The following is a 25,596-nucleotide window of genomic DNA, read 5'->3' on the forward strand; positions in this document are numbered from 1 at the left end:
ATGCCGGTACTGGTGATCACGGGGACGGGCACGGAGGTCGGCAAGACCGTCGCGACGGCCGCCGTCGCCGCGGCGGCTCTCGCGGCCGGCCGGTCGGTGGCCGTGCTGAAGGCCGCGCAGACGGGTGTGGGCCCGGACGAGCGCGGGGACGCCGACGAGGTCGCGCGGCTCGCGGGTCCGGTGACGGCGCGTGAGGTCGCCCGCTACCCCGAGCCGTTGGCTCCGGGCACGGCCGCGCTGCGCGCCGGACGGGCGCCGGTGCGGCCGGAGGAGGTGGCCGAGGCCGCCGCCAAGCTGGCGACCGAGCACGACCTGGTGCTGGTGGAGGGCGCCGGCGGCCTCCTGGTGCGGTTCGACGCGGCGGGCGGGACCCTCGCGGACGCCGCGAAGCTGCTGCGGGCCCCGGTGCTCGTGGTCGCCTCCGCCGGGCTCGGCACGCTGAACACGACCGAGCTGACCGCCCGTGCGCTGCGCGAGCGCGAGCTGGCCCTGCTCGGTGTGGTGATCGGCAGCTGGCCCGCCCGCCCCGACCTCGCCTGCCGGTGCAACGTCGCCGACCTCCCGCTGGTGGCCGGCGCCCCCCTGCTCGGCGCGCTGCCCGAGGGTGCGGGGGCGCTGGCGCCGGCCGCCTTCCGCCGGGACGCCGGGCAGTGGCTCGCGCCGCGCCTCGACGGCAGCTGGGACGCGGCGGCCTTCACGGTGCGCGAGGCACCCGCGCCGTTCGGTCAGGCCGGGCGTACTCCCGCGCACTGACAGCTCCTCGCGCTCCCGCGCGTGGCAGCGGCCGTGCTCCCGGCGCGGGGCGTTCCCGCGCGTGCCGGGCGGCCGGGCGGGGGACACTCACCCCAGGCACCGCTAAGGACCGGGAGGTCGCCATGCCGCCTTGCTCCACCGCGGGCTCCGGCAGGGCCGGGCGCGATCCCGTCCGTCATCCGCTGTTCGCCCGCTGCTACGCCCGCTTCAGCGTGGCCGCGGAGACCCGGCTGGGCATGGCTGGGCTGCGCGAGCGGCTGCTGGCCGGTCTCACGGGACGGGTGATCGAGATCGGGGCGGGCAACGGGCTGAACTTCGCCCACTACCCCGGCGGGGTCGCGGAGGTCGTCGCGATCGAGCCGGAGCGCCTGCTGCGGCACAAGGCCGTGGCGGCTGCCCTGCGCGCCGACGTGCCGGTCGACGTGGTGCCGGGGTGCGCCGAGGCGCTGCCGGTCAAGAGCGAGGCATTCGACGCGGTGGTGTTCTCGCTGGTGCTGTGCAGCGTGCACGACGTGTCCCGGGCCCTGGCCGAGGCACGGCGGGTGCTGCGGCCGGGCGGCGAGGTGCGGTTCTTCGAGCACGGGGTGGGCGGCGGCCGGGTGATGGGCCTCGCTCAGCGGGCCCTGGACCGCACGGTGTGGCCGCCGTTGAGCGGCGGCTGCCACCTGTCCCGCGATCCGGTGGCCGCGCTGCGGGCGGCCGGTTTCGTCCTGGGCCCCTACCGCCGGGTGCTGCTGCCGCAGACGGGACCGGTCCTGCCGAGTTCGTACTGCGCGCTGGGCACGGCCTGGCGCCCGGCCGCGGACGGACGGCGGAACCCGGGCGACGGGCCCGGCCCAGGGCCCCGCTCCCGGGCGGCAGGCGAGCCGGGCGCAGGGGGCCGGTCCGGCGCAGGCCCCTGATCAGTCGGTCACGCGCTCCACCGGCGCAGTTCCCGGGCGATCTCGTGCACCGAGGCGTCCCCCCGCTTGACCAGTCGCGCCAGATCACGCACCTGTTCGGGCGAGGGGGAGACCTTCAGTCCGCTGGCGACCAGGTACGCGTACGCCACCGCGGAGGCGAACAGCGCGTTGGAGCGCTCCAGGGCGGGGACGTGGACGAGGAGTTGCAGCAGTGCGGCGGCGCGCGCCTGCGGGGAGTCGTAGACGGGCACGTCGAAGATCTCGGCGCGGTGGCGCGCCACCGCGGCCACCAGGGCGCCCCAGTCGGTGACCTGGGGGTCTCCGGGTGTCATGCGCTCGGCGAGCATGAGCAGCCAGGCAAGGTCGATGCGGACGTCGCTCAAGGGCTCAGCGACGCCCTTCGCCGTGGTGCGTGGCGCGGTCCGCGACGCTCGCGCGCTCCTCGCCGGCGACGGTCGCGGGACCCTCGCCCACGGCGAGGGCGCGGTCCTCGTCGCCGACGGTCGGGTGTCCCCCGTCCGCCGCCTTCGGGTGTTCCTCGTCCGCGCCGGCCGCGGGGTCCTCGGCCGCGCCCGGCACCGGTCGGCGTACGGACGCTCCGTCGAACTCCTGCGCGAAGATGGCCTCGTAGCTCTTCATGAAGTCGGCGGCGGCCTCCACGAAGGTGCGGCCGATCTCGCCCGTGTCCTGACGGACCAGTTCCTCGATGTAGCGGTTGACGCTCATGCCGCGGGCGAGGGCGCGTTCGCGGGCGGCGCGGGCCGTGCCCTCGTCCACCCGCACGTTCAGCTGGGTCTTCGCCATGCCTCGACGCTAGCGCCGGACCGCTAGCAACGGCAAGGGAGGACAGGAGGACAGGAACGGCGGCGGCGCCCGCGGAACCGGCTCGGCCCTTGGAGGGATACCGGCCGGGTGGTCGGTCACACTACGCTCGACCGGGGAGAGAAAAGTAATGAGTCAGGACATTCCGGTCCGACCCGCCGCCGAGGAGGCCACCGTGTCCCCACCCGACGTCACGCCGGGCCGTGCGCCGGCCGCGGGCGCGGCGGCCCGTGCCCGCGGGCTGACCAAGGCGTACGGGGCGGGCGAGACCGCCGTCCTCGCCCTGGACTCGGTGGACGTGGACATCGCCCGCGGCCGCTTCACGGCGGTCATGGGTCCCTCCGGCTCCGGCAAGTCCACGCTGATGCACTGCCTGGCGGGGCTGGACACCGTGTCGGCCGGGCGGGTGTGGATCGGCGACACCGAGATCACCGCCCTGAAGGACCGCGAGCTGACCCGGCTGCGGCGGGACCGGATCGGGTTCGTCTTCCAGTCGTTCAACCTCATCCCCACGCTCGACGCCCTGGAGAACATCACCCTGCCGATGGACATCGCGGGCCGCAGGCCCGATGCGCGGTGGCTGGACCAGGTCGTCGACACGCTGGGGCTGAGGGACCGGCTCGGGCACCGGCCCGCGCAGCTCTCCGGCGGCCAGCAGCAGCGGGTTGCCTGCGCGCGGGCCCTCGCCTCCCGGCCGGAACTGATCTTCGCGGACGAGCCGACCGGCAACCTCGACTCGCGGGCGGGCCTGGAGGTGCTCGGCTTCCTGCGGAACGCCGTCGACCGCCTCGGACAGACCGTCGTCATGGTGACCCACGACCCGGGCGCCGCCGCCCACTCCGACCTGGTGCTCTACCTCGCGGACGGCCGGATCGTCGACGAGATGGCCCGACCGACCGCCGAGGCGGTGCTGGAGCGCGTGCGCCTGTTCGCCGGGGTCGACCGGCGCACGCCCGCCCCCGGTCTGACCGGCGGCCCGCTGCTGCGCGACGGGGACGGCACCGCCGTCGAGGAGGCCTGACCGGCGTGCTCAAGGCGACGCTGCGCAGTTTCCTCGCCCACAAGGGGCGGCTGCTGCTCTCCGCCCTGGCCATCGTGCTGTCCGTGGCCTTCGTCGCGGGCAGCACGATCTTCTCCGACACCGTCTCCCGCACCTTCGACCGGCTCTTCGCCTCCACCGCGGCCGATGTCACCGTGGCGCCCCGGCAGGAGCTGAGATCGCCCCTGCACACAGGGGCCGTGCAGACCCTGCCCGCCTCGCTCGCCGGACGGCTGTCCCGCGTGCCGGGCGTCGCGGCCACCCACGTGGACGCCTCGGTCGACACGGTGGCCGTCGTCGACAGCCGGAACCGGCCGGTCGGCCCGACCACCGGCGCCCCGACCGTCGCCCGCAACTGGCAGGTCACCGACCACAGCCCGGTGAGACTGACCTCGGGACACGCCCCGCACGGCCCCGGCGAGGCCCTGCTGGACGCGGACACGGCCGCGCACCAGCACGTGCGGACCGGCGACGTGCTGACGGTCCAGGCGCAGCCGGGCACCTTCCGGGTGCGGGTGGTGGGCATCGCCACCTTCACCACCACCAATCCGGGCGCGGCCCTGCTGTACCTCGACACGCCGACCGCGCAGACCCGGCTGCTCGGCTCGACGGCCCGCGCGACCAGCATCTCCGTCGACGCGGCGGCGGGCGTCACGGACGCCCGGCTGCGAGAGCGGATCGTGGCGGCGCTGGGCAGCGGCGGCGGGGCGTACGACGTGAAGACGGCGGCCGAGCACGCCAGGTCGGCCGCGGCGAGCCTCGGCCCCTTCCTGGCGATCATCAAGTTCGTGATGCTCGGCTTCGCCGGGATCTCGGTCCTCGTCGGTGTCTTCCTGATCGTCAACACCTTCGCGATGCTGATCGCCCAGCGCACCCGCGAGCTGGGTCTGCTGCGCGTCCTGGGCGCCGACCGGCGGCAGGTGCGCCGGTCGGTGCTGACCGAGGCGGTGCTGCTCGGGCTGGCCGGCTCCACGGTGGGCGTGGCGGCCGGCATCGGTCTCGCGGCCGGCCTCATCCGTCTTCTGGGCGTCTTCGGCATGCACCTGCGCACGACCGAGATGGTGATCGGGTGGACGACACCCCTGGCCGCGTACGTCATCGGGGTCGGCGTGACGTTCGTGGCGGCCTGCCTCCCGGCCCGCCGCGCCGCGGCCGTCTCCCCGATGGCGGCCCTCGCGGACTCCGAGGTCGCTGGTGCGGGGCGCCCCCTGAAGGTCCGCGCGGTGGCCGGGGCAGTGCTCGGCACGGCGGGTGCGGTCGCGCTCGGGGGGTGCGCCGCGGCCGGCCGGACCGCGACCGCCGTCACGCTCCTCGGGTCCGGTGTCGTCCTGACGCTGGTGGCGACCGTGATCGCGGGGCCGCTCCTGGTGCGTCCGCTGATCCGGGTGCTGGGCGGCTGGTTCCCCGCGCTCTTCGGCGCGGTCGGCCGGATGAGCCAGCGCAACGCCCTGCGCAACCCGCGCCGGACCGGTGCCACGGCCGCCGCCCTGATGGTGGGCCTCGCCCTGGTCGGCGGGATGTCCGTGGCCAGCGCCTCCATGACCGGTTCCATCGACCACCAGATCGAACGCACGCTCGGCGCCGACTACATCGTGCAGAACCGTACGTTCATGCCGTTCCCGCAGCAGGTCACACACACCGTCCGGGCCACTTCCGGGGCGGGTCTCGTGGTCCGGCAGCGGCTGGCGGCGATCGCGGTGCGGCTGCCGGACGGCAAGCGGGTCGAGACGGTGGCCTCCGCCTACGACCGTCAGCTGGACGACGTCGCCCACATGACGTACGCGGCCGGGAACACCGCGACGGCGCTGGCCGGCGGGCACCTGGCCATGGACGTGGGCTTCGCGCGCGAGCACGGCGTGCGGCTGGGCACCGCGGTGCCCGCCGAGTTCCAGGGCGGACGCCGGGGCGACCTGACCGTCGGCGCCCTGACCGACCAGGACACGGCGGAGGGGTTCGGTCTCCAGGGCGGCCTGTATCTCGGCATCGGCACCCTCGACCGCTACGTCCCCGGCACGCAGGACGCCGCGCTGTACGTGAACGCGGCCCCGGGCACGAGCCCCGCCCGGCTGCGCGCCCGGCTGGAGAGGGCCCTCACCCCGTATCCGACCGTGCAGGTGCGTGACCAGGCCGACTACAAGAAGCTGGTGCACGACCAGATCGCGGTGCTGCTCTATCTGGTCTACGCGCTGCTCGGGCTGGCCATCGTGATCGCCGTGCTCGGAGTGGTGAACACGCTGGCGCTGTCGGTGGTGGAGCGGACGCGGGAGATCGGGCTGCTGCGGGCCATCGGGCTGGCGCGGCGGCAACTGCGGCGCATGATCCGGCTGGAGTCGGTGGTGATCGCGGTGTTCGGCGCGGTCCTCGGGCTGGCGCTCGGACTGGTGTGGGGGCTGTGCACCCAGCGGGTGCTGGCCCTGCAGGGGATGAAGACGCTGGCGATCCCCTGGAGCACGATCGTGGCGGTCGTGATCGGATCGGCCGTGGTGGGGATCGTCGCGGCCCTGCTGCCGGCCCTGCGGGCGTCCCGGATGAACGTGCTGGCGGCGATCGCGCACGAGTGAGGGGATCGGCGGCCGCAGGCGCCGTGAGGGGAGGGACGTCGGGCGGCGGGCGACGGGCGGCGGGCGGCGGGCGGCGGGCGGCGGTATGGAACGTCCGCATGATGGAATTCGGGCCCGGTGACCGGGCCCGCGTGGTGGGATCACCCCCATGACCGACCTGCGTATCCGGGCCGCGGCCCCCGCCGACCTCGACACCGTGCTGGCCTTCTGGAGAACGGCGGCGGAGGGCACGAGCATCAGTGACGACCGGGACGGCGTGGCGCGACTGGTCGCGCGCGACCCGGAGGCGCTGCTGCTGGCGGAGGACGCCGGTGAACTGGTCGGCACCGTGATCGCGGGCTTCGACGGCTGGCGCTGCCACCTGTACCGGCTGGCGGTGCTTCCCGGGCGCCGGCGCCAGGGCATCGGCTCGGCCCTGCTCGCCGCCGCCGAGGAACGCTTCGTGCGGCTCGGCGGGCGGCGCGGCGACGCGATGGTGCTCACGCGCAACGAGCGGGCGCACCTCGCCTGGCGGGCGGCCGGTTACGCGCCGGAGGAGCACTGGCGGCGCTGGGTGAAGCCGCTCGCGGACCGGACTGACTGACCGGCAGCCCGGCACCCGGGAGGGGGTTTTTGCCCGTCCTTTACCATGGAGGGACACCCGGTCCTCCATGAAAGGTTGTGAGCGTCCGTCCATGGGCGAGCCTCCCAGTAGCCGTACGCACCACCGCGCGATCCCCCGTGTCCTGGCCGACCATGGGAGGGGGGTGACCCGATGACCGAAGTGCTCCTCCTGCTCGTGGCGGTCCTGCTGTCGCTGGCCTGCGGCGCCTTCGTCGCGGCCGAGTTCTCGCTCACCACCGTCGAGCGCGGCGCCCTGGAGCGCGCGGCCGAGCGCGGTGAGCGCGGCGCCGCCGGTGCCCTCAAGGCCGTACGGAACCTGACGTTCCAGCTGTCCGGCGCGCAGCTCGGCATCACCGTCACCAACCTGGTCGTCGGCATGCTCGCCGAGCCCTCGATCGCCAAGCTCCTCGCGGGTCCGCTCCAGTCGCTGGGCGTCTCGCGGTCCGTGGCGACCTCCGTGGCCCTGGTCGTGGGCACCGCCCTGTCCACCGTGTTCCTGATGGTGGTGGGTGAGCTGGTGCCCAAGAACTGGGCGATCTCCTCACCGCTGGCCGTGGCCCGGCACGTGGCGACCCCGCAGCGCTGGTTCAGCGGCGCGTTCCGCCCGTTCATCACCCACCTGAACAACACGGCGAACCGCGTGGTGCGCAGGCTCGGGGTGGAGCCCGCCGAGGAGCTGGCCTCCGCGCGCGGGCCCCAGGAACTGGCGGCGCTGGCCCGCCACTCGGCCAAGCAGGGCGCCCTGGAGGCGGACACCGCCGAGCTGTTCGTCCGCACGCTCAACCTGGCCGACCTCACCGCGGAGAACGTGATGACGCCGCGCGTCCAGGTCGTCGCCCTGGAGGCCCAGGCCACCTGCGAGGACGTGGCGAACGCGACCCGGGCGACCGGTCTGTCCCGCTTCCCCGTGTACCGCGGCAGCCTGGACTCGGTGGTGGGCACGGCCCACGTCAAGGACGTCCTGGCGGTGCCCGCCGAGCGCCGTACCCACCTGCGGGTCTCCGAGATCATGCGCGAGCCGATGCTCGTCCCCGAGTCGCTGACCGTCGACCGGCTCCTGGACCGGCTGTCCGGCAGGCGGACGATGGCGGTCGTCATCGACGAGTACGGCGGCACGGCCGGGGTGGCCACCCTGGAGGACATCGTGGAGGAGGTCGTCGGCGAGGTGCGCGACGAGCACGATCCGCACGAGACACCCGACCTCGCCCCGGCCGGGACGGACGACGAGGGCCGCTCCCTGTACTCGGCCGACGGCTCCGCCCGGGTCGACCAGCTGGCCCGCGTGGGCTGGCGGGTGCCCGACGGGCCCTACGAGACCCTGGCGGGCCTGGTCGCCGCGGAACTGGGCCGGATACCGGAGACGGGCGACGTCCTGGACGTGGCGGGCTGGCGGCTGGACGTGGTGGACGCGAGCGGGCGCCGCGCGGCCCGAGTGCTGCTGCACGCCCCGCTCGACAGCGGCCGTCACGACGCCGCCGCGGTGCGCGACGGGCACGCGGACAAGCACCTGAGCGACGGGAAGAGGGCCGGCCGGTGACCGCCGTACAGATTCTGATCGGTCTGGCGACCCTGGTCGTCAACGCCTTCTTCGTGGGCGCCGAGTTCGCGCTCATCTCGGTGCGCCGCAGCCAGGTCGAGCCGTACGCCGAGGAGGGCGACCGGCGCGCCCGGAGCGTGCTGTGGGGCCTGGAGCACGTGTCGGCGCTGCTCGCGGCGGCACAGCTCGGCATCACCCTGTGCACGCTGGTCCTCGGTGTGGTCGCCGAACCCGCGATAGCGCACCTGCTGGAGCCGGTGTTCCACGCGGTCGGTGTGCCGTCCGGGGCGGGCCACGCGGTGTCGTTCGTGATCGCGCTGGCGCTGGCGACCTATCTGCACATGCTGCTCGGCGAGATGGTGCCCAAGAACGTGGCGCTCGCGGAGCCGGTGCGCAGCGCGCTCCTGCTCGGCCCGCCGCTGGTCGCGCTGTCCCGCGCGCTGCGCCCGGTGATCTTCACGGTGAACACGTTCGCCAACGCCCTGCTCAAGCTGTTGCGGGTGGAGGCCAAGAACGAGGTGTCGGCCACCTTCACGGACACGGAACTGGCCGAGATCGTCAAGGACGCCAGCGAGGCCGGTCTCATCGACGACCGGGCGCAGGAACGGCTCCACGACGCGCTGGAGCTGGGCAGCCGGCCGGTGCGCGACGTCGTGCTCCCGCTGGAGCAGGTGGTCTACGCCCGTCTCGGGGTCACCCCCGAGCAGTTGGAGCGGCTGTCGGCCGAGTCCGGCTTCTCGCGCTTCCCCGTGGTCGACGAGCAGCGCCGGATCACCGGGTACCTGCATGTGAAGGACGCGCTGGACGCCTCGCCGCGCACCGAGCCGTTCCGGCCGCGTGACATGCGCCCGATCGCCCGGGTCCGGGAGAGCACTCCGCTGGACGACGTGCTGACCGCGATGCGCGGCAGCCGTACGCACCTCGCGGCGGTGCTGGGCACCGACGGGCGGCTGGCGGGGCTGGTGACGATGGAGGACGTGCTGCGGGAACTGTTCGGGCAGCGCGTCTGAGGCGAAGGGCCCCACCGTGCTGACCCTGGGTTCTAACGGTCCTCGCAACACCCGCGATCTGTGGGAGTTGCGAGGATCGTGGCCGTTGGGCGCGGTGGGGCCCAGCACGTGGCCCAGGAGCCGGGACCCAGGTGGCCGGCCCGGGCGGCGGGCCCGGCAGATGGGCCCGGGCTGTGCTCCCGGGGCCCGGACCGTGGTCCCGGCCGGTGGGACCGACCGCTTGGTATGCGGATGTGGCGGCGGGTTACCATCGCTCACGCCATGCAGACGAACGCCACGAACCCCCCGTACTCCAGCCTGGTCGCGGTCGGCGACTCCTTCACCGAGGGCATGTCGGACCTGCTGCCCGACGGCTCCTACCGGGGCTGGGCCGACCTGCTGGCGGCCCGGATGGCCGAGCGCAGCCCCGGCTTCCGGTACGCCAACCTCGCCGTGCGGGGCAAGCTCATCGGGCAGATCGTCGACGAGCAGGTCGAGGCGGCGGCCGCCATGCGGGCCGACGTGGTCACCCTGGTCGGCGGCCTGAACGACACGCTGCGGCCCAAGTGCGACATGGGCCGGGTGCGCGGGCTGCTGACGCAGGCGGTGGAGCGGCTGGCGCCGTCGTGCCGGCAGCTCGTGCTGATGCGCAGCCCGGGCCGTCAGGGCCCCGTCCTGGAGCGGTTCCGGCCCCGCATGGAGGAGCTGTACGCCTGCGTCGACGAGCTGGCCGAGCGGCACGGCGCGGTCGTGGTCGACCTGTACGGGGCCCCGTCGCTCGCCGACCCGCGCCTGTGGGGCGTGGACCGGCTGCACCTGACCGACGAGGGCCACCGCCGGGTCGCGGAGGCGGTGTGGGAGGCGCTCGGCCACGAGCCGGAGGACCCCGAGTGGCGCACGCCGCCGCCGGCGACCGTGCCGCCCGCCTGGCTGACCCGCCGGGCCGCGGACGCCCGTTTCGCCCGGGAGCACCTGCTCCCCTGGATAGGCAGGCGGCTGACCGGCCGCTCCTCCGGTGACGGGCGCCCCGCCAAGCGCCCCGAGCTGCTGCCCTACCCCGGCCCGGACACGGCCGGCGCCCAGCGCCCGGGCTCCCCCGGTTCCCGGCCCTCGTAGGTTCGGACGAAGGCCCCGGTGGCGCTGGCCTGCACGATTCGCCAGTAGAATCCGTACACGTGACTTCCGCTCCCGCCAAGCCCCGCATCCCCAACGTCCTCGCCGGACGCTACGCCTCCGCCCAGCTCGCCACGCTGTGGTCGCCCGAGCAGAAGGTGAGGCTGGAGCGGCAGCTCTGGCTCGCCGTGCTGCGCGCCCAGAAGGATCTCGGGATCGAGGTCCCGGACGAGGCCATCGCCGACTACGAGCGTGTTCTGGACCAGGTCGACCTGGCTTCCGTCGCCGAGCGCGAGAAGGTCACGCGGCACGACGTGAAGGCACGGATCGAGGAGTTCAACGACCTCGCCGGGCACGAGCACGTGCACAAGGGCATGACCTCGCGCGACCTCACGGAGAACGTGGAGCAGCTGCAGATCCGGCTCTCGCTGGAGCTGGTGCGCGACCGCACGGTGGCCGTCCTGGCCCGCCTGGGCAAGCTGGCCGCGGAGTACGGGGAGCTGGTCATGGCCGGCCGCTCCCACAACGTCGCCGCTCAGGCCACCACCCTGGGCAAGCGGTTCGCCACCGCGGCCGACGAGCTGCTGGTGGCGTACGGACGGGTCGAGGAACTGCTGGGCCGCTATCCGCTGCGCGGCATCAAGGGTCCGGTCGGCACCGCGCAGGACATGCTGGACCTGCTCGGCGGTGACGCCGCGAAGCTGGCGGAGCTGGAGCGGCGGATCGCCGCCCACCTGGGCTTCGGCCAGGCCTTCACCTCGGTCGGCCAGGTCTACCCGCGCTCCCTCGACTACGAGGTCGTCACCGCGCTGGTGCAGCTCGCGGCGGCCCCGTCGTCGCTGGCCAAGACGATCCGGCTGATGGCCGGGCACGAACTGGTCACCGAGGGCTTCAAGCCCGGCCAGGTCGGCTCCTCGGCGATGCCGCACAAGATGAACACCCGTTCCTGCGAACGTGTCAACGGCCTCATGGTGATCCTGCGCGGCTACGCCTCGATGACCGGAGAGCTGGCGGGCGACCAGTGGAACGAGGGTGACGTCTCCTGCTCGGTGGTGCGCCGGGTCGCGCTGCCCGACGCGTTCTTCGCGCTGGACGGACTGCTGGAGACCTTCTTGACGGTGCTCGACGAGTTCGGTGCCTTCCCCGCGGTGATCGCCCGCGAGCTGGACCGCTACCTGCCGTTCCTCGCCACCACGAAGGTGCTGATGGGCGCGGTGCGGGGCGGTGTCGGCCGTGAGGTCGCCCACGAGGCCATCAAGGAGAACGCCGTGGCCACCGCGCTCGCCATGCGCGAACAGGGCGCCGAGCGCAACGACCTGCTCGACAAGCTGGCCGCCGACGAGCGCCTCCCGCTCGACCGCGCGCAACTGGACGAGCTGATGGCCGACAAGCTGTCCTTCACCGGCGCCGCCGCCGACCAGGTCGGCGCGGTCGTCGGCCGCATCGAGGCGATCGTCAAGGAGCACCCGGAGGCCGCCGCCTACGCCCCGGGGGCGATCCTCTGACCCGCTTCACCCAGGCGCAGCTCGAGGCCGCCCGCGACCGTCTCGTACCGGACGTGGTCGCGGACGGTCTCAGCGTGCTGTTCTGCGGCATCAACCCCGGTCTGACGACCGCCGTGACGGGCCACCACTTCGCCCGCCCCGGCAACCGGTTCTGGCCGGTGCTGCACCGCTCCGGGTTCACGCCGAGACTCCTCGAGCCCGCCGAACAGGACGAGCTGCTGTCGTACGGGCTCGGGATCACCAACGTGGTGGCCCGGCCCACGGCCCGGGCCGACGAGCTGACGGCGGAGGAGTACCGCGAGGGCGGGCGGCTGCTGGCGCTCAAGGTGGCACGGCTGCGGCCCCGGTGGCTGGCCGTGGTCGGTGTCACCGCGTACCGGGCGGCCTTCGGCGAACGCCGGGCGCAGGTCGGGCCGCAGGAGCGGACGATCGGCTCCGCCCGGGTGTGGGTGCTGCCCAATCCGAGCGGTCTGAACGCGCACTGGACGGCGGAGACCATGGCCGTGGAGTTCGCCCGGCTGCGGGCGGCGGCGCAGGCCGCGTGACGGACCGCGGCCTGCGCGGGGGTCGTGGCCGTCCCGCCGGCCGCCGCCCTCGTGGTGGTCCCGGAGGGCACGGCACTCGTGCCGGTCATGGCGGGTCGGTGGACGTGACGACGGCCAGGAGCTGGAAGGGCAGCTCCTTGTCCCACTGGGAGACGCCGAGGGCTATCCACCGGCCGCTCCCGGACGCCCGCCACACCTGGACGTCGGGCACGTGCCCGCTGAGCGAGGCCCACGGCTCCGCCGTCTCCTCCCCGCGCGTGGCCCGTTCGAACACGCTGTACAGGCTGAACGCCTGCGGGCTCCCCCACCGCTCGGTCAACCGCTCCCCCAGCCCGTCGCGGTCGCACGCGAACTGATCCGCCGTCTCCTCCCACCGGCTGCCGTCGTCCTCCCAGAAGTCGTCGCTCGTCTCCAACTCGGCCATCAGGTAACCCGGTCCTGCCGCGCCGACATCCGTCCTGACGGGCTCGGCGGGAAACGCCGCGGCGCACAGCCCGTCGATCACGGCGAGAGCCTTCGCGATGTCCATGCGTTCCAGTAAAGCGGCCGCCACTGACAATTGGCGGCGCGTCAGACGGGGGTGCGCGGGACACGGCGGGAGCACCGCGCCCGGGCGGTGCGCCTGACGGCGATCCGGGCCGGGGCGCGGCACAGGACCGGGCCGGCTCCCCCCTGCAGCACCGCCCCCGCCGGACCGGCACTCGCTGCCCCGGCCCGCGCCGAGTACGATCCGCCCAACACGCGCACGAGCTGGGAGGACGGACGTTGGGGCGGCTGACCGGCGGGGATCCCTCGCTGCTGCGAAGGATCAATTCCGCGGTGGTGCTGCACGCGCTGCGTGCCGCGGACTGCGCGACGCTCACGGAGATCACCCGGCTGACCGGCCTGTCCAGGCCGACGGTCGAGGGCGTCGTCGAGGACCTCGTGGAAGCGGGCCTCGTCGCCGAGAAGGCCGCCGAGGAGGGCGCGGCCCGCCGGCAGGGACGGCCCGCGCGGCGCTACCGGTTCCGGGCCGAGGCCGGGCACCTGCTCGGCCTGGAGATCGGTGCCCACCGCGTCGCGGCGCTCCTGTCCGACCTCGACGGGCGGGTGCTCGGCGCCCAGGCCAAGGAGGTCGGGGAGGCCGCCGACGCGGACGAACGCCTGGAGCGGCTGCGCACCGCGGTCGCCGAACTGCTGCGCAGGGCCGGGGTTCCGCGCAGTTCGCTGCGGGCCGTCGGGGTGGGGACCCCGGGGATCGTCGAGGCGGGCGGTGTCGTACGGCTGGGCACCGCGCTGCCCGGCTGGACGGGCCTGAACCTGGGCGAACGGCTCGGCCGTTCCTTCCGGTGCCCGGTGCTGGTGGAGAACGACGCCAACGCCGCGGCGCTCGCCGAGCACTGGAAGGGCGCCGCCACCGCGTCGAACGACGTGGTGTTCGTGCTGGCCGGGCTGAGCCCCGGCGCCGGTTCGCTGATCGGCGGCCGGCTGCACCGGGGGTTCGGCGGGGCCGCAGGCGAGATCGGCGCGCTGCACCTGCTGGGACGGGACGTCACGCCCGAGACGCTCCTGTCCACCACGGACCAGCCGCTGCACCCCCTGGACGAGCAGGCGGTGGCGGGCGTCTTCGCCCTGGCCCGGGAGGGCGACCAGCGGGCCCTGGCGGCCATGGACCGCTTCATCCAGCGGCTCGTGCACGACGTGGCGGCCCTGGTGCTGGCCCTGGACCCGGAACTGGTGGTCGTCGGCGGCTGGGCGGCGGGCCTGGACGGCGTACTGGAACCGCTGCGGCGTGAACTGGCCCGCTACTGCCTGCGGACACCGCAGGTGACCCTGTCGGTGCTCGGCGAGGCCGCCGTGACGACGGGCGCCCTGCGGCTGGCCCTGGACCACGTCGAGGAGGAGCTCTTCGCCGTGGAGAGCACGATGACGAACCGCCGCTGAGCCCCCGCGGGCCCGGCACCCGCAGGGCGGGGCGGCGGGCCGGGCGGGGCGGCTCGACGGCGGCGGCCGCTGTGCGGAGCGGCGCCAGGGCCCGTCAGCCGGTGGTCAGGAGGCCTTCGTCTCCGGGCCGTGGTGGATCTCCACGCGCCCTGAGTCGCCGAAGGTGAGCCGGCAGGTGTCGGCCCGGTAGGTGGCCACGGAGAGCGCGGCGGTGCCCCCCGCGGCGACGAAGCGCGTCGTCACGACGAGGACGGGCGCACCGGGCAGCCGGTCCAGTTCCTTGGCGTCGTCGGCGCGGGCCGAGCCGAGTTCGACCGCCCGTTCCTGGCCCTCCAGGTCCAGGTGCTGCAGCTCGCGCAGCACGGCACGCGCGCGTGCCGGTCCCGAGGGCGCGTCGATCGCGGTCAGGCCGGGCACCGACGACGCCGGCACGTACAGCAGCTCGGCGGCCACCGGCTGGCCCTGGCTCACCCGGGACCGGCGCACCGTGTGCACGGGCGCGTCGCGGTCGCCCCCCAGGGCGTCGGCGACAGCGGCGGGCGGGACCGCCTGGACGCAGTCCACGAGATGCCAGGCGTCGTCCGCCGTGCCCGGCCAGGTGTGCTGCCCGCCGCCGACGGCCACACCCACGCGCGGGGGTGCGACGGTGGTCCCGACCCCGCGGCGGCGCTGCAGTCTGCCCTCCAGCTCCAGCTGCTCCAGGGCCTGGCGCAGGGTCGCGCGGGCCACTCCGAAGCGGGCGGCCAGGTCCCGCTCGTTGGGCAGGATCTCGCCGACCGAGAACTCGGAGTCCAGTGCCTCACTGAGCACGGTCTTCAGGTGCCAGTACTTCGGCTCCGGCACCGGTTCCAGCTGCGTGGTCCCCACCCTGTCCTCCGCAATCGCCGTGGTCCGGCGGCGTTTTAGCGCCCTTGTTTATTAAAGGTTGTTGTACTTGTCTGCGACCATAGGGCCGCCCTCACCCTTGGTCAAGACCAATCATCGGCCGCATGGGGGCCGGGGCCCGTCGCGGCGCACAGCGTTCACGCGGCGTTCGCACAGGCGGGCGTTTCACGGCGTGACGGCGAAGCCCCCGCCGCGCGGACGGGAGCTTCGGCTGCGGCACGGGAGCCGGACGCGGCGCCCGGGCCGTCGCCCGGGCCGCCGGCACGGGAGCCGGACGCCGGCCGGGCCGCCGGCCGTCTCGCCGAGGCTGCTCAGGCGCTGGCGAGAGACGCCAATTTGTCCGGATTGCGAATGATGTAGACGGTCTGGATCCGGCCGTCGGCGACGTCCAGCTGGAAGACGCTGTCGGGCTCGCCGCCGGACAGGACCAGGGCGGCGGGACCGCCGTTGAGCTCCAGCAGGCGGACGGCGGGGTCGAGCACGCCCTTGCGGGCCGCGCCGACGAGGAAACGCGCGACGTGGTCCGCGCTCTCCAGCACCCGCAGCGGCGCCTTGGACTTGCCGCCGCTGTCCCCCACGAGGCGGACGTCCGGCGCGAGCAGGCTCAGCAGAGCCGCCAGGTCACCGCCGGCCGCGGCGGCGAGGAACTTCTCGGTCAGCTCACGCCGCTGGACCGGGTCGGCCTCGTAGCGCGGGCGCCGCTCCTCGACGTGCCTGCGGGCGCGCCCGGCCAGCTGGCGCACCGCCGCCTCGCTCCGGTCGAGCAGGGCGGCGATCTCCGCGTAGGGGTGGCCGAACGCTTCTCTGAGGACGAACACGGCGCGTTCGAGCGGTGACAGCGACTCCAGGACGACCAGGACGGCGAGCGACACGGAGTCGGCGAGCACGGCCCGTTCCGCGCCGTCCGCGACGGTGCCGGCGAGGTCGGTGGGGAGGGGTTCGGGCAGCCACGGGCCGACGTAGGACTCACCGCGCGCCTTGATCTGCCGGAGCCGGTCGAGGGCGAGGCGGGTGGTGACGCGCACCAGGTAGGCGCGCGGTTCGCGCACCGTGTCCCGGTCGGCGCGGGACCAGCGCAGCCAGGTCTCCTGGACCACGTCCTCGGCGTCCGCCACCCGCCCGAGCATGCGGTAGGCGACGCCCATGAGGACGGGCCGGTGCTCTTCGAAGAGGTCGGTCCGCGTCTCGGTGGTCACCGCACCATCCCAGCCGACCCGCGCGGCGGTGTCCAGGCGATCGCGGGGAACGGGGGCTTTCGCGGACCAGGGGCTACCCGCCGGTAGTAATTGCTGACAAGCTGTCTACCGCCCTGCCCGCGCGCGGTCTCCGTTTCCCGGTGATCCCGCAGATCCCCGTGCGGGCCTGCCTCCTGACGCCCATGACCCCGACCCCGACCCCGACCCCGATGAGGAGCATCCATGTCAGACACCGTCTCCTTCCAGGTCCCCTCCGCGCACGGTCCGCGGACCGTGACGCTGTCCTACGCGCGCGTGGGCACCGGTGAGCCGCTGCTCCTGCTGCACGGCATAGGCCACCACCGGCAGGCCTGGGACCCGGTGGTCCACCTCCTGGCGGGAGAGCGGGACGTGATCTGCGTCGATCTGCCCGGTTTCGGGGAGTCCCCCGCCCTGCCCGACGGGCTGCGGCACGATCTGCCGACCATGAACGCCGCCCTCGGCGCCCTGTGCGAAGCCCTGGAGATCGAGCGGCCCCATGTCGCCGGCAACTCGCTGGGCGGACTGCTGGCCCTCGAACTGGGCCGCGAGAAGCGGGCACGGTCCGTCACGGCGCTGTCCCCGGCCGGGTTCTGGTCCCAGGCCGAACGCCGGTACGCGTTCGGCGTGCTCCAGGGCATGCGGGCCGTCGCCCGGCGCACGCCGCTGCCGCTGGTCGAGCGGCTGTCGCGCACGGCGGCCGGCCGCACCGTCCTGACGAGCACGATCTACGCGCGGCCCGCCCGCCGTTCACCCGAGGCCGTGGTCGCCGAGACGCTGGCCCTGGCGCGGGCCACCGGCTTCGAGGAGACGCTCAGGGCGGGCGTCGGGGTCCGGTTCACCGACGACATCCCGGGCATCCCCGTCACCGTGGCCTGGGGTACCAAGGACCGCCTGCTGATCCCCCGGCAGGGCGTGCGCGCCAAGCAGACCGTCCCGCGGGCCCGGCTGGTGCGGCTGCCCGGCTGCGGGCACGTCCCGATGAACGACGATCCGGCGCTGGTCGCGCGGGTGCTCCTCGACGGGAGCCGCTGAGCGCCGCCGGACCCGCCGCAGCGCCCCGGAGCCCACGGCGACCCCGGTGGCGACCAGGGCGCTGCCCACGGCCTGGGCGGCGCCGTAGGACCCGGTGCCGACCAGGGGCGCGGAACAGGCGGCGGCGACCGGGATGAGGCCCGAAAAGAGCGTGGCGCGCTCGGCGCCGATCCGCTGCACGCCCATGTACCAGCACACGAAGCCGACGACGGTCACGACCGCCGCCTGCCACAGCAGCGCGGCGGCCTCAGCCGCGTCCGGGCGCCGCAGCCATGCGCCGCCGTCGAGCAGGAGCCCCACGGCCGCCGACTCCACGGCGGCGACGGCGCACACCACGGCCGACAGCAGCCGGGGCCCGAGCGGACGCAGCACGGGCACCGCGAGGACCGCGAAACCGGCCTCGCCCGCCAGCGCCCCCGCGGAGAAGGCGATCCCGGCGCCGTCGGTGTGGCCCCAGCCCTGCACCGCGAGGGCACCGACGGCGACCAGGCAGGCGCCCTGGAGCACGGTCCGCCGCGGGCGGCGTCCTTCCAGCAGCGGCACGAGGACCGCCACGACCACCGGGGCGCAGCCGACGAAGACGCCGGGCACGGCCGGTTCGGCGGTGCGCTCGGCGGCGATGACGGCCAGGTTGAAACCGACCATGCCGACCGCGGCGAGCAGCGCGAGCCGGGCCCACCGGCGCGGGGTCAGCCGCCGCAGCCGGTCCGCGGCGCCCCGTCCGGCGAGCGGCAGGAGCAGCAGGCAGGCCAGGGCGTAGCGCAGGAACTGGCCCCCCGCGTACGGGTAGTGCCCGAGGACGCTGTTGGCGGTGAAGGACCCTCCGACGAGGAGGCAGGCTAGCGCGGCGAGCAGCGCGCCGCGCGAGGTGGTGGCGTTCATGACGGCGACGCTAGGCAGCGTGGCGGTCCGGTTTAAGGTCCACTTCCATGACCTCATCGGGGACCAATCCGCGCGGGCCGGCCGGCGCCGCCGCCTGGGAGCTGCTGCTGCCGGCCGCGTCGGCGCCCGCCCGCGCGCGGGGACGCACGCTCCAGACGGCGCTGCGTGAGGCCGTCCGCTCGGGCCGGCTCGCCCCGGGAACGCGGCTGCCCTCCAGCCGTGATCTCGCGGCGGACCTCGGGGTGTCGCGGGGGCTGGTCACGGAGGCGTACGAGCAGCTGACGGCGGAGGGCTACCTGCGCAGCGGGCGCGGCGCGGGCACCTGGGTGGGCGGGGCCGCCCGGGCGGCCCGCACGCGCGCGCGTGACCTCGCTCCCCGCTCCCCGGGCGCCCGCGCCGACTTCGTGCCCGGCACACCCGACCTGTCCCTGTTCCCGCGCGCCGCGTGGGCCGCCGCACACCGCGCCGTGCTGGCGGACCTCCCCCATCACGACCTGGGTTACCCGGACCCGCGCGGGCTGCCCCGGCTGCGCACGGCCCTGGCCGGGCTGCTCACGCGGCGCCGGGGCGTCGTCGCCGATCCCGAGCGGATCGTGGTCGTCTCGGGCGTGGCCCAGGCCACCTGCCTGCTCGGCTCCGTGCTGCACGCGCGCGGTACGCGGCTGGTCGGCGTCGAGGATCCCGGCAGCCCGCAGCACAGCGCCCTGTACGCCTCCGTCGGCGTGGGCACCGTCCCGCTGCCGCTGGACGCGCAGGGTCCGGCCCTCGGTCCGCTCTACCGGGCGGGGATACGGGCCGTGGTGACCACGCCGTCCCACCAGTTCCCCACCGGCATCGCCTGTTCCGCCCGGCGCCGCGCCGAACTGCTGGGCTGGGCCCGGTCGGTGGACGGCCTGGTCTTCGAGGACGACTACGACGGCGACTTCCGCTACGACCGTGCCCCGGTCGGGGCGCTCCAGGGCCTGGACCCCGAGCACGTCGTCTACGCGGGCTCGGTCAGCAAGTCCCTGGCACCCGGGCTGCGGCTGGGGTGGCTGCTCGTGCCCGACTCCCTGGCCGACGAGGTCGTCGAGCGCAAACGGACCATGGACCTCGGTCATCCGACCGTCGACCAGGCACTGTTCGCCCACTTCGTCGAGCGGGGCGACTACGACCGTCAGCTGCGCCGCTGCCAGCGCGCCTACCGGGAACGCGGGGACACGCTCGTCGCCGCCCTGCGGGAGCACTTCCCCGGCGTACGGCTCTCAGGGATCGCGGCCGGTCTGCACCTGATCGCCGCCCTGCCGCGGCGCTACGGCCCGGAGGACCGGTTCCTCACCCGCGCGGGCGCCGCCGGCGTCGCGGTGCGCACGCTGACGGCGTACACGCACGCGCGTGCGGGCACGGTCCCGGAGCGCGGCGCCGGCCGGCCGGTCACGGCCCCGGGCGCCGCCCCGGAGACGAACGCCCGGAGCGGGGGGACTACGGGGACGCGTCCCGGCGACGGCGCGGGAACGGCGGCGGGCCGGGGACGTGACGACGCGGGGCCGGGCGTGTGCCTCGTCCTGGGGTACGCCCACCTGCCGCCGGCCCGGATCCGCGCGGGCGTACGGGTGATGGCGGAGGCGGCCGACGCGTAGAACCGGCTGCGGCGGACACGAGCCACCCGGCAGGCCGGTCGTGTCCGGCGGACCGGGCCTGGCCGACGGACGCCGACCGGGCAGCCGGCCGCCGGCCGGGGGAAGAGCGCCGCCGGGCCGGGCGCGCGGCCGGTGTTCACCCGGGGTTTGCGTGTTCGCCGTACCGCACCAGTAGGTGTGGCTGCGAACACCGGCCGGATCTCGCCCCTGGAGGCCCTTCCATGTCCCATCGTCCGCTTCCCGGCCGCCGCAGCGTGCTGCGCGGCTCGCTGGCCGCGTCGGCGGCCCTGACCCTGCCCGGGGCGCTCGGTGCGGCACCGGCGCTGGCCCTGTCCGGCCGTCCCCGGGCGGACTGGGGGGTGCAGGCGGGCGACGTGACCGCCGACTCGGGTCTGGTCTGGGTGCGCTCGGACCGCCCGGCCCGGATGATCGTCGAGACGTCCGCCACCGAATCGTTCCGCGCCCCCCGCAGATGGCACGGGCCGCTCCTCGGCGCCGGCACCGACTTCACGGGCACGGCCCGGCTGCACGGGCTGCCGTCGGGCGAGCAGATCCACTACCGCGTGCTCCTGGCCGACCCGCACGACCCGCGCCGCACCGGTGAACCGGCGTACGGCACCTTCCGCACCGCCCCCGCACGCCGCCGCCAGGGCGTCCGGTTCGTGTGGTCGGGTGACCTGGCCGGGCAGGGCTGGGGGATCAACGAGTCCATCGGCGGCTACCGCATCTTCGACGCCATGGCGAAGCTGGATCCGGACTTCTTCCTGTGCAGCGGCGACAACATCTACGCCGACGGCCCGATCCAGGCGACCGCAGCGCTCCCGGACGGCGGCGTCTACCGGAGCGTCACCACCGAGGAGAAGTCGCACGTCGCCGTCTCCCTGGCCGACTACCGCGGCAACTTCCGCTACAACCTGCTGGACGGGGCGCTGCGCCGGTTCAACGCCCAGGTGCCCGGCATCATCCAGTGGGACGACCACGAGGTGCGCAACAACTGGTACCCCGGCGAGGTCATCGGCGGCGGCACCCCCTACCCCGCCGGCACCCGGCTCGACGACCTGGCGCTGCGGGCCCGGCGGGCCTTCTCCGAGTACTTCCCCCTCTCCACGGTCAGCGGCCGTCCGGACGGCCGGATCTACCGCGTCCACCATCACGGGCCGCTGCTCGACGTGTTCGTGCTGGACATGCGGACCTACCGCAACGCCAACTCGCCCGACGACCAGAGGAGCGACCCGCAGGGCATCCTGGGCCGCGAGCAGTTGCGGTGGCTCAAGCGTGAGCTGGCCGGGTCGCGGGCGGTGTGGAAGGTGATCGCCGCGGACATGCCGCTGGGGCTGGTCGTGCCCGACGGGGTGGAGGGCCGGCCGAACTTCGAGGCGGTCGCGCAGGGCGACCCGGGCGCGCCGCTCGGCCGGGAGCTGCAGATCGCCGAGTTGCTGCGGTTCGTCAAGCACCGTCGGATCACCGGCACGGTGTGGCTGACCGCGGACGTCCACCACACCTCGGCGCAGCACTACGACCCCTCGCGGGCGGCGTTCAAGGACTTCGCGCCGTTCTGGGAGTTCGTCTCCGGGCCGCTCAACGCGGGTGCCTTCCCGGCCAGTCCGCTCGACGGGACGTTCGGCCCCGACCGGGTGTTCGTCAAGGCGCCCACCGTGGCCAACGTCTCGCCCGCCGAGGGCTACCAGTTCTTCGGGGAGGTCGACATCGACGGCGACAGCGGCGAACTGACGGTCCGGCTGCGGGAGCAGGACGGCGGCGTGCTGTTCACCCAGGTGCTGCAGCCGGGACGGGTCGGGCAGTGACTTTGGTTCCCGTACGCTCTTCGTGTGCCGCGCGCCGGCGTCATCCCCCGGTGCGCGGCTTCGCCGCCGGATCGGCCGGCCGGCCCTGGACGCGGCGTTCTCCACGCGGTGCCGGCCGGGGCCCGGCACGGGAGCGGCGGCGGGCCGGCGGTGTGCTGCCGGGCCCGGGGGGCGTTCCGTCCTCCCGGGGCGGTCCAGGCCGCCAGGAAGGCGGCGAACCGCGCGGATCCGCGCTTTACCAGTAAGTCACAGAGCGTTCGTGATCACGCAACACGGTTCCTTCACAGTGACGGCATGAGTAGAGAAATGTCTGATGTGACGCGGACTGCACGGACGGCGAAGCGCGGGCGTCCGGTGCACCACTGGCGACGGGACGTGGTCGAACTCGCCGCGCTGTTCACGGCCGTCGCGGTGGCGGACGGGGTGGCGAACCTGATCGGGCACGGCCCGGACGGGCCCGCGCTGCTGGCGGTCTCGGCGCTGGCGCTCCTGGCCACGGCGGGGTTCCACACCTGGTGGGCGCGGCGCCACGGGCACGCGCCCCCGGCGGACGATACCGGCGCCCGGTCTGCCGCCGCCCGGCGGCAGACCGGGCCGTCACGCGCTCCCCTCCCGGCGGACCGTGACGAGGCGCCGGTGCCGAGCGCGCTGTGGCGGATGCGGACGACCGTGCGGGACGAGCCGGGCTCGCTGGCGGCGCTCTGCGCGGCACTGGCCGGCCGCGGCGTCGACATCCTGAGCCTGCAGACGCATCCGCTGGCCCAGGGCACGGTGGACGAGTTCCTGCTGCGTGCCCCGGGCCGGGTCGAGGCACCGGAACTGACCGGGGCGGCCGCGGCGGCCGGCGGCCGTGACACGTGGATCGAACGGGCCGACGCGCACGACCTGGTGGACGCGCCGACGCGCGCGCTCGCCCTGGCCGCCCGCACGGCGCTGGACACCGCCGAACTTCCGCTGGCACTGCGCCAGTTGCTGGGCCGGTGCACGATCCGTTCGCTGCCGGCCCGGCCGGTGGGCGGCGGACGTACGGACGAGGAGGTTCCGGCGGAGGGGGTGCTGGAGGACACGGTGCTGCGGCTGCGGGCACCCGAGGGCGGGGTGATCACCGTGGAGCGCCCGCATCTGCCCTTCACGCCCACCGAGTTCGCGCGGGCCCGCGCGCTGGTGGAGCTGGACACCCGCCTCGGTCCGCGGGTTCCGCGCGGCGAGGACGTGCTGACGCTGCCCGAGGGGAACGCCCTCACCGTGCGCCGGGCCGGCCCGGGCGATCTGGCGGCGGCCCTGCGGATGCACGAACGGTGCTCGGCGCGCACGCTCGGCCTGCGGTACCACGGTCCGGTGGCGGACGCCGACCGCTATCTGAACCACCTCCTCAGCCCGCGCTTCGGCCGGACCCTCGCCGCGCAGACCGCCTCCGGGCGGATCGTCGGCCTCGGCCACCTGCTGTGGGACGGCGACGAGACGGAGGTCGCCCTGCTCGTCGAGGACGAGTGGCAGCGGCGCGGCGTCGGCGCGGAACTGCTGGGCCGGCTGGTGGACATGGCCGTCGAGGCGGGCTGCGCGAGCGTGTACGCCGTCACGCAGGCGGCGAACACCGGCATGGTCAGCGCCATGCGGGGCCTCGGTCTCCCCCTGGACTACCAGGTCGAGGAGGGCACTTTGGTGATCACCGCTCGCCTGGACGCCGCGACGGTGCCGGGCGGACCGGTGCCGGGCCGTCCGGCGCACGGCGGCCGGCGCGAGCAGTACGACGGGCCGGGCCTGCGCGACTGATCCCGCGGTCCCCACCGCGGCGGGGACCGGCACCGGACGCGGCGGATGCCCCGGACGGTCCCCGCCGATCCCCGCCGCCCCGGGACGGCCCCACCCCTCTCCCCCCCGGTCGCCGGGGCCGGCTCCCAGGTCGGCTCAGCACAGCTCGGGTCAGCTCAGTGCTTCGTGCAGACCCCTGACCTGCGGCGGCTCTGGCCGTCGCTCCGCCCGCACGGCACCCCGGCCCGCGGCCGAGGAGGCCCGCGAGGAACTGCCCGGGGACGCCTGCGGGAAGGCCCCGAGGGCCGCGTCGAGGTCCGCCCACAGGTCCTCGGCGTCCTCCAGGCCCACCGACATCCGCAGCAGCCGGTCGCTCACCCCGGCGCCGCGCCGGTCCTCCGCGTCCACGATGCGGTGGCTGATGGAGGCGGGGTGCTGGATCAGCGTGTCGACGCTGCCCAGGCTCACGGCGGGCGTGATCAGCCGGACACCGCCGATGACGGCGTGCGGGTCGCCGTGCACCTCGAAGGCGACCATGGCGCCGCCGATCCGCGGGTAGTGCACGCGGGCGACGCGCGGGTCGGCCGCCAGCCGGGCGGCCAGCTCCGCGGCGGTGGCGGAGGCGGCCCGTACCCGCACCGGCAGCGTGGACAGACCGCGCAGCAGCAGGTAACCGGCGAGCGGGTGCAGCACGCCTCCGGTGGCGAAGCGGACCTGCCGCAGCCGGCCGGCGAGTTCCTCGTCGCAGGCGACCACACCGGCCATCACGTCACCGTGGCCGCCGAGGTACTTGGTGGCGCTGTGCAGCACGAGGCGGGCGCCCTGCCCGGCCGGGCGCTGCAGCACGGGGGTGGCGAAGGTGTTGTCGGCCAGCAGCGGCACGGAGCCGCAGGCGTGGGCGACGGCCCGCAGGTCCACCTCGGCCAGCGTCGGGTTGGCCGGGGACTCGACCATCACCAGCCCGGTGTCGGGGCGCAGCGCGTCGGCGATGCCCGCCGGATCGGTCCAGGTCACCTCGGAGCCGAGCAGTCCGGCGGTCAGCAGGTGGTCGCTGCAGCCGTACAGGGGGCGTACGGCGACGACGTGCCGCAGGCCGAGTGCGGAGCGGGTGAGGAGGACCGCGCTGAGGGCGGCCATCCCGCTGGCGAAGGCGACCGCGGTCTCGGTGCCCTCCAGCCGGGCGAGCGCGGTCTCGAAGCGGGAGACGGTCGGGTTGCCGAGCCGCCCGTAGACGGGCGGTCCGTCGAACTCGGCTCCGTCGGAGGCGAAGGCGTCGATCCGGGCGGCCTCGGCCCGGCTGTCGTAGGAGGGGTAGGTGGTGGACAGGTCGATCGGCGGCGCGTGCAGGCCCTGCCGGGCGAGGTCCTCCCGGCCGGCGTGCACGGCCTCGGTGGCCAGTGCTCGGGGTGCGGGGCGCGGGGCGCCGTCCGCGGACGTGCTCGCTGAGTCCAAGGGCGTGTCCATGACGAAAGGGTGAACAGCGACCGGGTCGGGCGGCGGGTCGGCCGTGCTACGTTCGGCCCATGGCCGAATCAGTCGTACTGGATCCGGTGGACCTCCATCTGCTGCGGCTGCTGCAGAACGACGCCCGGACGACCTACCGCGATCTGGCCGCCCAGATCGGCGTCGCGCCCTCGACCTGTCTGGACCGGGTGACGCGGCTGCGCCGTTCGGGCGTGATCCTCGGCCACCAGCTGCGGCTCGACCCGACCAGGCTGGGCCGGGGTCTCCAGGCGCTGCTGTCGGTGCAGGTCCGGCCGCACCGGCGGGAACTGGTCGGGCCGTTCGTGGAGCGGATCCGGGCGCTTGCGGAATCGCGGACCGTGTTCCATCTGACCGGTCCCGACGACTACCTCGTGCATGTCGCGGTGGCGGACATGGCGGATCTGCAGCGGCTGGTGCTCGACGAGTTCACGGCTCGGCGCGAGGTGGCCCGGGTGGAGACGCGGTTGATCTTCCAGCAGTGGGACTGCGGCCCGCTGCTGCCGCCCGGCACACAACCGCCGGCGCCCTGACCCGAGGCGGCGCGGCACGCCGAGGAGGACGGCGGGACGTGCCGCGGCCCGCCGAGGGACCGGACGCGGAACGGCGCGCCGAGGGACCGGCGGGACG

21 protein-coding genes and 2 pseudogenes are annotated in these 25,596 nt (G+C 74.9%); 16 read left to right on the plus strand and 7 right to left on the minus strand.

What is annotated here, in order from left to right:
* Positions 1-753 (plus strand): dethiobiotin synthase, encoded by a 753-nt coding sequence (gene bioD, locus ABZ719_RS06905; protein WP_366724167.1) that lies wholly within the window; start codon positions 1-3, stop codon positions 751-753.
* A 122-nt stretch (positions 754-875) separates the two neighbouring features.
* A complete protein-coding gene (locus tag ABZ719_RS06910; RefSeq protein ID WP_366724168.1) occupies positions 876-1,655 on the plus strand; it encodes a class I SAM-dependent methyltransferase in 780 nt (259 codons plus the stop codon).
* A gap of 8 nt (positions 1,656-1,663) precedes the next feature.
* Here the strand turns inward: ABZ719_RS06910 and ABZ719_RS06915 are convergent, their stop codons facing one another.
* Positions 1,664-2,038 (minus strand): hypothetical protein, encoded by a 375-nt coding sequence (locus tag ABZ719_RS06915; RefSeq protein ID WP_037856590.1) that lies wholly within the window; start codon positions 2,036-2,038, stop codon positions 1,664-1,666.
* A gap of 220 nt (positions 2,039-2,258) precedes the next feature.
* Positions 2,259-2,459, minus strand: a pseudogene (locus tag ABZ719_RS06920) (toxin-antitoxin system HicB family antitoxin); the annotation flags it as partial.
* A 148-nt stretch (positions 2,460-2,607) separates the two neighbouring features.
* Here ABZ719_RS06920 and ABZ719_RS06925 point away from each other — a divergent pair.
* The 8 genes from ABZ719_RS06925 to mug all read left to right on the plus strand — a co-directional run bounded on the left by ABZ719_RS06925 (position 2,608) and on the right by mug (position 12,369).
* Positions 2,608-3,498, plus strand: a complete 891-nt coding sequence (locus tag ABZ719_RS06925) for an ABC transporter ATP-binding protein (RefSeq protein ID WP_366724169.1) — start codon at positions 2,608-2,610, stop codon at positions 3,496-3,498.
* 5 nt (positions 3,499-3,503) lie between these two features.
* The gene (locus ABZ719_RS06930) at positions 3,504-6,077 is read left to right on the plus strand and encodes an ABC transporter permease (RefSeq protein ID WP_366724170.1); all 2,574 of its coding nucleotides are present in this window, start codon (positions 3,504-3,506) and stop codon (positions 6,075-6,077) included.
* Positions 6,078-6,225: 148 nt separating this feature from the next.
* On the plus strand, positions 6,226-6,660 hold the full coding sequence (locus tag ABZ719_RS06935) for a GNAT family N-acetyltransferase (RefSeq protein ID WP_366724171.1): 435 nt from the start codon (positions 6,226-6,228) through the stop codon (positions 6,658-6,660).
* 171 nt (positions 6,661-6,831) lie between these two features.
* Positions 6,832-8,217 carry a hemolysin family protein gene (locus ABZ719_RS06940; protein WP_366724172.1) on the plus strand — a complete coding sequence of 462 codons (1,386 nt, stop codon included), beginning with the start codon at positions 6,832-6,834 and terminating at the stop codon, positions 8,215-8,217.
* The gene (locus tag ABZ719_RS06945; RefSeq protein WP_366724173.1) at positions 8,214-9,227 is read left to right on the plus strand and encodes a hemolysin family protein; all 1,014 of its coding nucleotides are present in this window, start codon (positions 8,214-8,216) and stop codon (positions 9,225-9,227) included. The genes ABZ719_RS06940 and ABZ719_RS06945 overlap by 4 nt, the downstream gene beginning before the upstream one ends.
* 261 nt (positions 9,228-9,488) lie before the next feature.
* Complete coding sequence (locus ABZ719_RS06950) at positions 9,489-10,322, plus strand: SGNH/GDSL hydrolase family protein (RefSeq protein WP_366724174.1); 834 nt, start codon at positions 9,489-9,491, stop codon at positions 10,320-10,322.
* 59 nt (positions 10,323-10,381) lie between these two features.
* Entirely contained in the window at positions 10,382-11,824 is a 1,443-nt protein-coding gene (purB, locus tag ABZ719_RS06955) for an adenylosuccinate lyase (RefSeq protein ID WP_366724175.1), read from the plus strand.
* Entirely contained in the window at positions 11,821-12,369 is a 549-nt protein-coding gene (mug, locus tag ABZ719_RS06960) for a G/U mismatch-specific DNA glycosylase (RefSeq protein ID WP_366724245.1), read from the plus strand. Before purB ends, mug begins: the two co-directional genes overlap by 4 nt.
* Before the next feature lie 85 nt (positions 12,370-12,454).
* Here mug and ABZ719_RS06965 read toward each other — a convergent pair whose 3' ends face one another.
* The gene (locus ABZ719_RS06965) at positions 12,455-12,898 is read right to left on the minus strand and encodes a hypothetical protein (RefSeq protein WP_366724176.1); all 444 of its coding nucleotides are present in this window, start codon (positions 12,896-12,898) and stop codon (positions 12,455-12,457) included.
* A gap of 236 nt (positions 12,899-13,134) precedes the next feature.
* Here ABZ719_RS06965 and ABZ719_RS06970 point away from each other — a divergent pair, with 236 nt between their 5' ends.
* Positions 13,135-14,292, plus strand: a complete 1,158-nt coding sequence (locus ABZ719_RS06970) for an ROK family transcriptional regulator (protein ID WP_366724177.1) — start codon at positions 13,135-13,137, stop codon at positions 14,290-14,292.
* A 105-nt stretch (positions 14,293-14,397) separates the two neighbouring features.
* Here ABZ719_RS06970 and ABZ719_RS06975 read toward each other — a convergent pair whose 3' ends face one another.
* Positions 14,398-15,159, minus strand: coding sequence for a GntR family transcriptional regulator (locus ABZ719_RS06975; protein WP_366724178.1), 762 nt, complete (start codon positions 15,157-15,159; stop codon positions 14,398-14,400).
* A gap of 329 nt (positions 15,160-15,488) precedes the next feature.
* Positions 15,489-16,373 (minus strand): RNA polymerase sigma-70 factor, encoded by an 885-nt coding sequence (locus ABZ719_RS06980; RefSeq protein WP_366724179.1) that lies wholly within the window; start codon positions 16,371-16,373, stop codon positions 15,489-15,491.
* A 222-nt stretch (positions 16,374-16,595) separates the two neighbouring features.
* Here ABZ719_RS06980 and ABZ719_RS06985 point away from each other — a divergent pair, with 222 nt between their 5' ends.
* Complete coding sequence (locus ABZ719_RS06985) at positions 16,596-17,426, plus strand: alpha/beta fold hydrolase (RefSeq protein WP_366724180.1); 831 nt, start codon at positions 16,596-16,598, stop codon at positions 17,424-17,426.
* A gap of 93 nt (positions 17,427-17,519) precedes the next feature.
* On the opposite strand, the pseudogene ABZ719_RS06990 reads toward ABZ719_RS06985, so the two are convergent.
* Positions 17,520-18,365: pseudogene (locus ABZ719_RS06990) on the minus strand (DMT family transporter); the annotation flags it as partial.
* Between ABZ719_RS06990 and ABZ719_RS06995 the strand changes: the two are divergent.
* The 3 genes from ABZ719_RS06995 (at position 18,356) to ABZ719_RS07005 (ending at position 23,505) form a co-directional block, all read left to right on the plus strand.
* On the plus strand, positions 18,356-19,927 hold the full coding sequence (locus ABZ719_RS06995; RefSeq protein ID WP_366724181.1) for a PLP-dependent aminotransferase family protein: 1,572 nt from the start codon (positions 18,356-18,358) through the stop codon (positions 19,925-19,927). The pseudogene ABZ719_RS06990 and the gene ABZ719_RS06995 overlap by 10 nt on opposite strands.
* 221 nt (positions 19,928-20,148) lie before the next feature.
* Positions 20,149-21,732, plus strand: coding sequence for an alkaline phosphatase D family protein (locus tag ABZ719_RS07000; protein WP_366724182.1), 1,584 nt, complete (start codon positions 20,149-20,151; stop codon positions 21,730-21,732).
* Between the two features lie 306 nt (positions 21,733-22,038).
* Positions 22,039-23,505, plus strand: coding sequence for a GNAT family N-acetyltransferase (locus tag ABZ719_RS07005; protein WP_366724183.1), 1,467 nt, complete (start codon positions 22,039-22,041; stop codon positions 23,503-23,505).
* Between the two features lie 150 nt (positions 23,506-23,655).
* Here ABZ719_RS07005 and ABZ719_RS07010 read toward each other — a convergent pair whose 3' ends face one another.
* Positions 23,656-24,948: a PLP-dependent transferase gene (locus ABZ719_RS07010; RefSeq protein ID WP_366724184.1), complete on the minus strand. Its 1,293-nt coding sequence runs from the start codon at positions 24,946-24,948 to the stop codon at positions 23,656-23,658.
* A gap of 59 nt (positions 24,949-25,007) precedes the next feature.
* On the opposite strand from ABZ719_RS07010, the gene ABZ719_RS07015 reads away from it, so the two are divergent.
* Positions 25,008-25,499 carry an Lrp/AsnC family transcriptional regulator gene (locus tag ABZ719_RS07015; protein WP_366724185.1) on the plus strand — a complete coding sequence of 164 codons (492 nt, stop codon included), beginning with the start codon at positions 25,008-25,010 and terminating at the stop codon, positions 25,497-25,499.
* Positions 25,500-25,596: the final 97 nt, after the last annotated feature.

It is taken from the genome of Streptomyces sp. NPDC006743 (assembly GCF_040703815.1).
GTDB lineage: Bacteria > Actinomycetota > Actinomycetes > Streptomycetales > Streptomycetaceae > Streptomyces.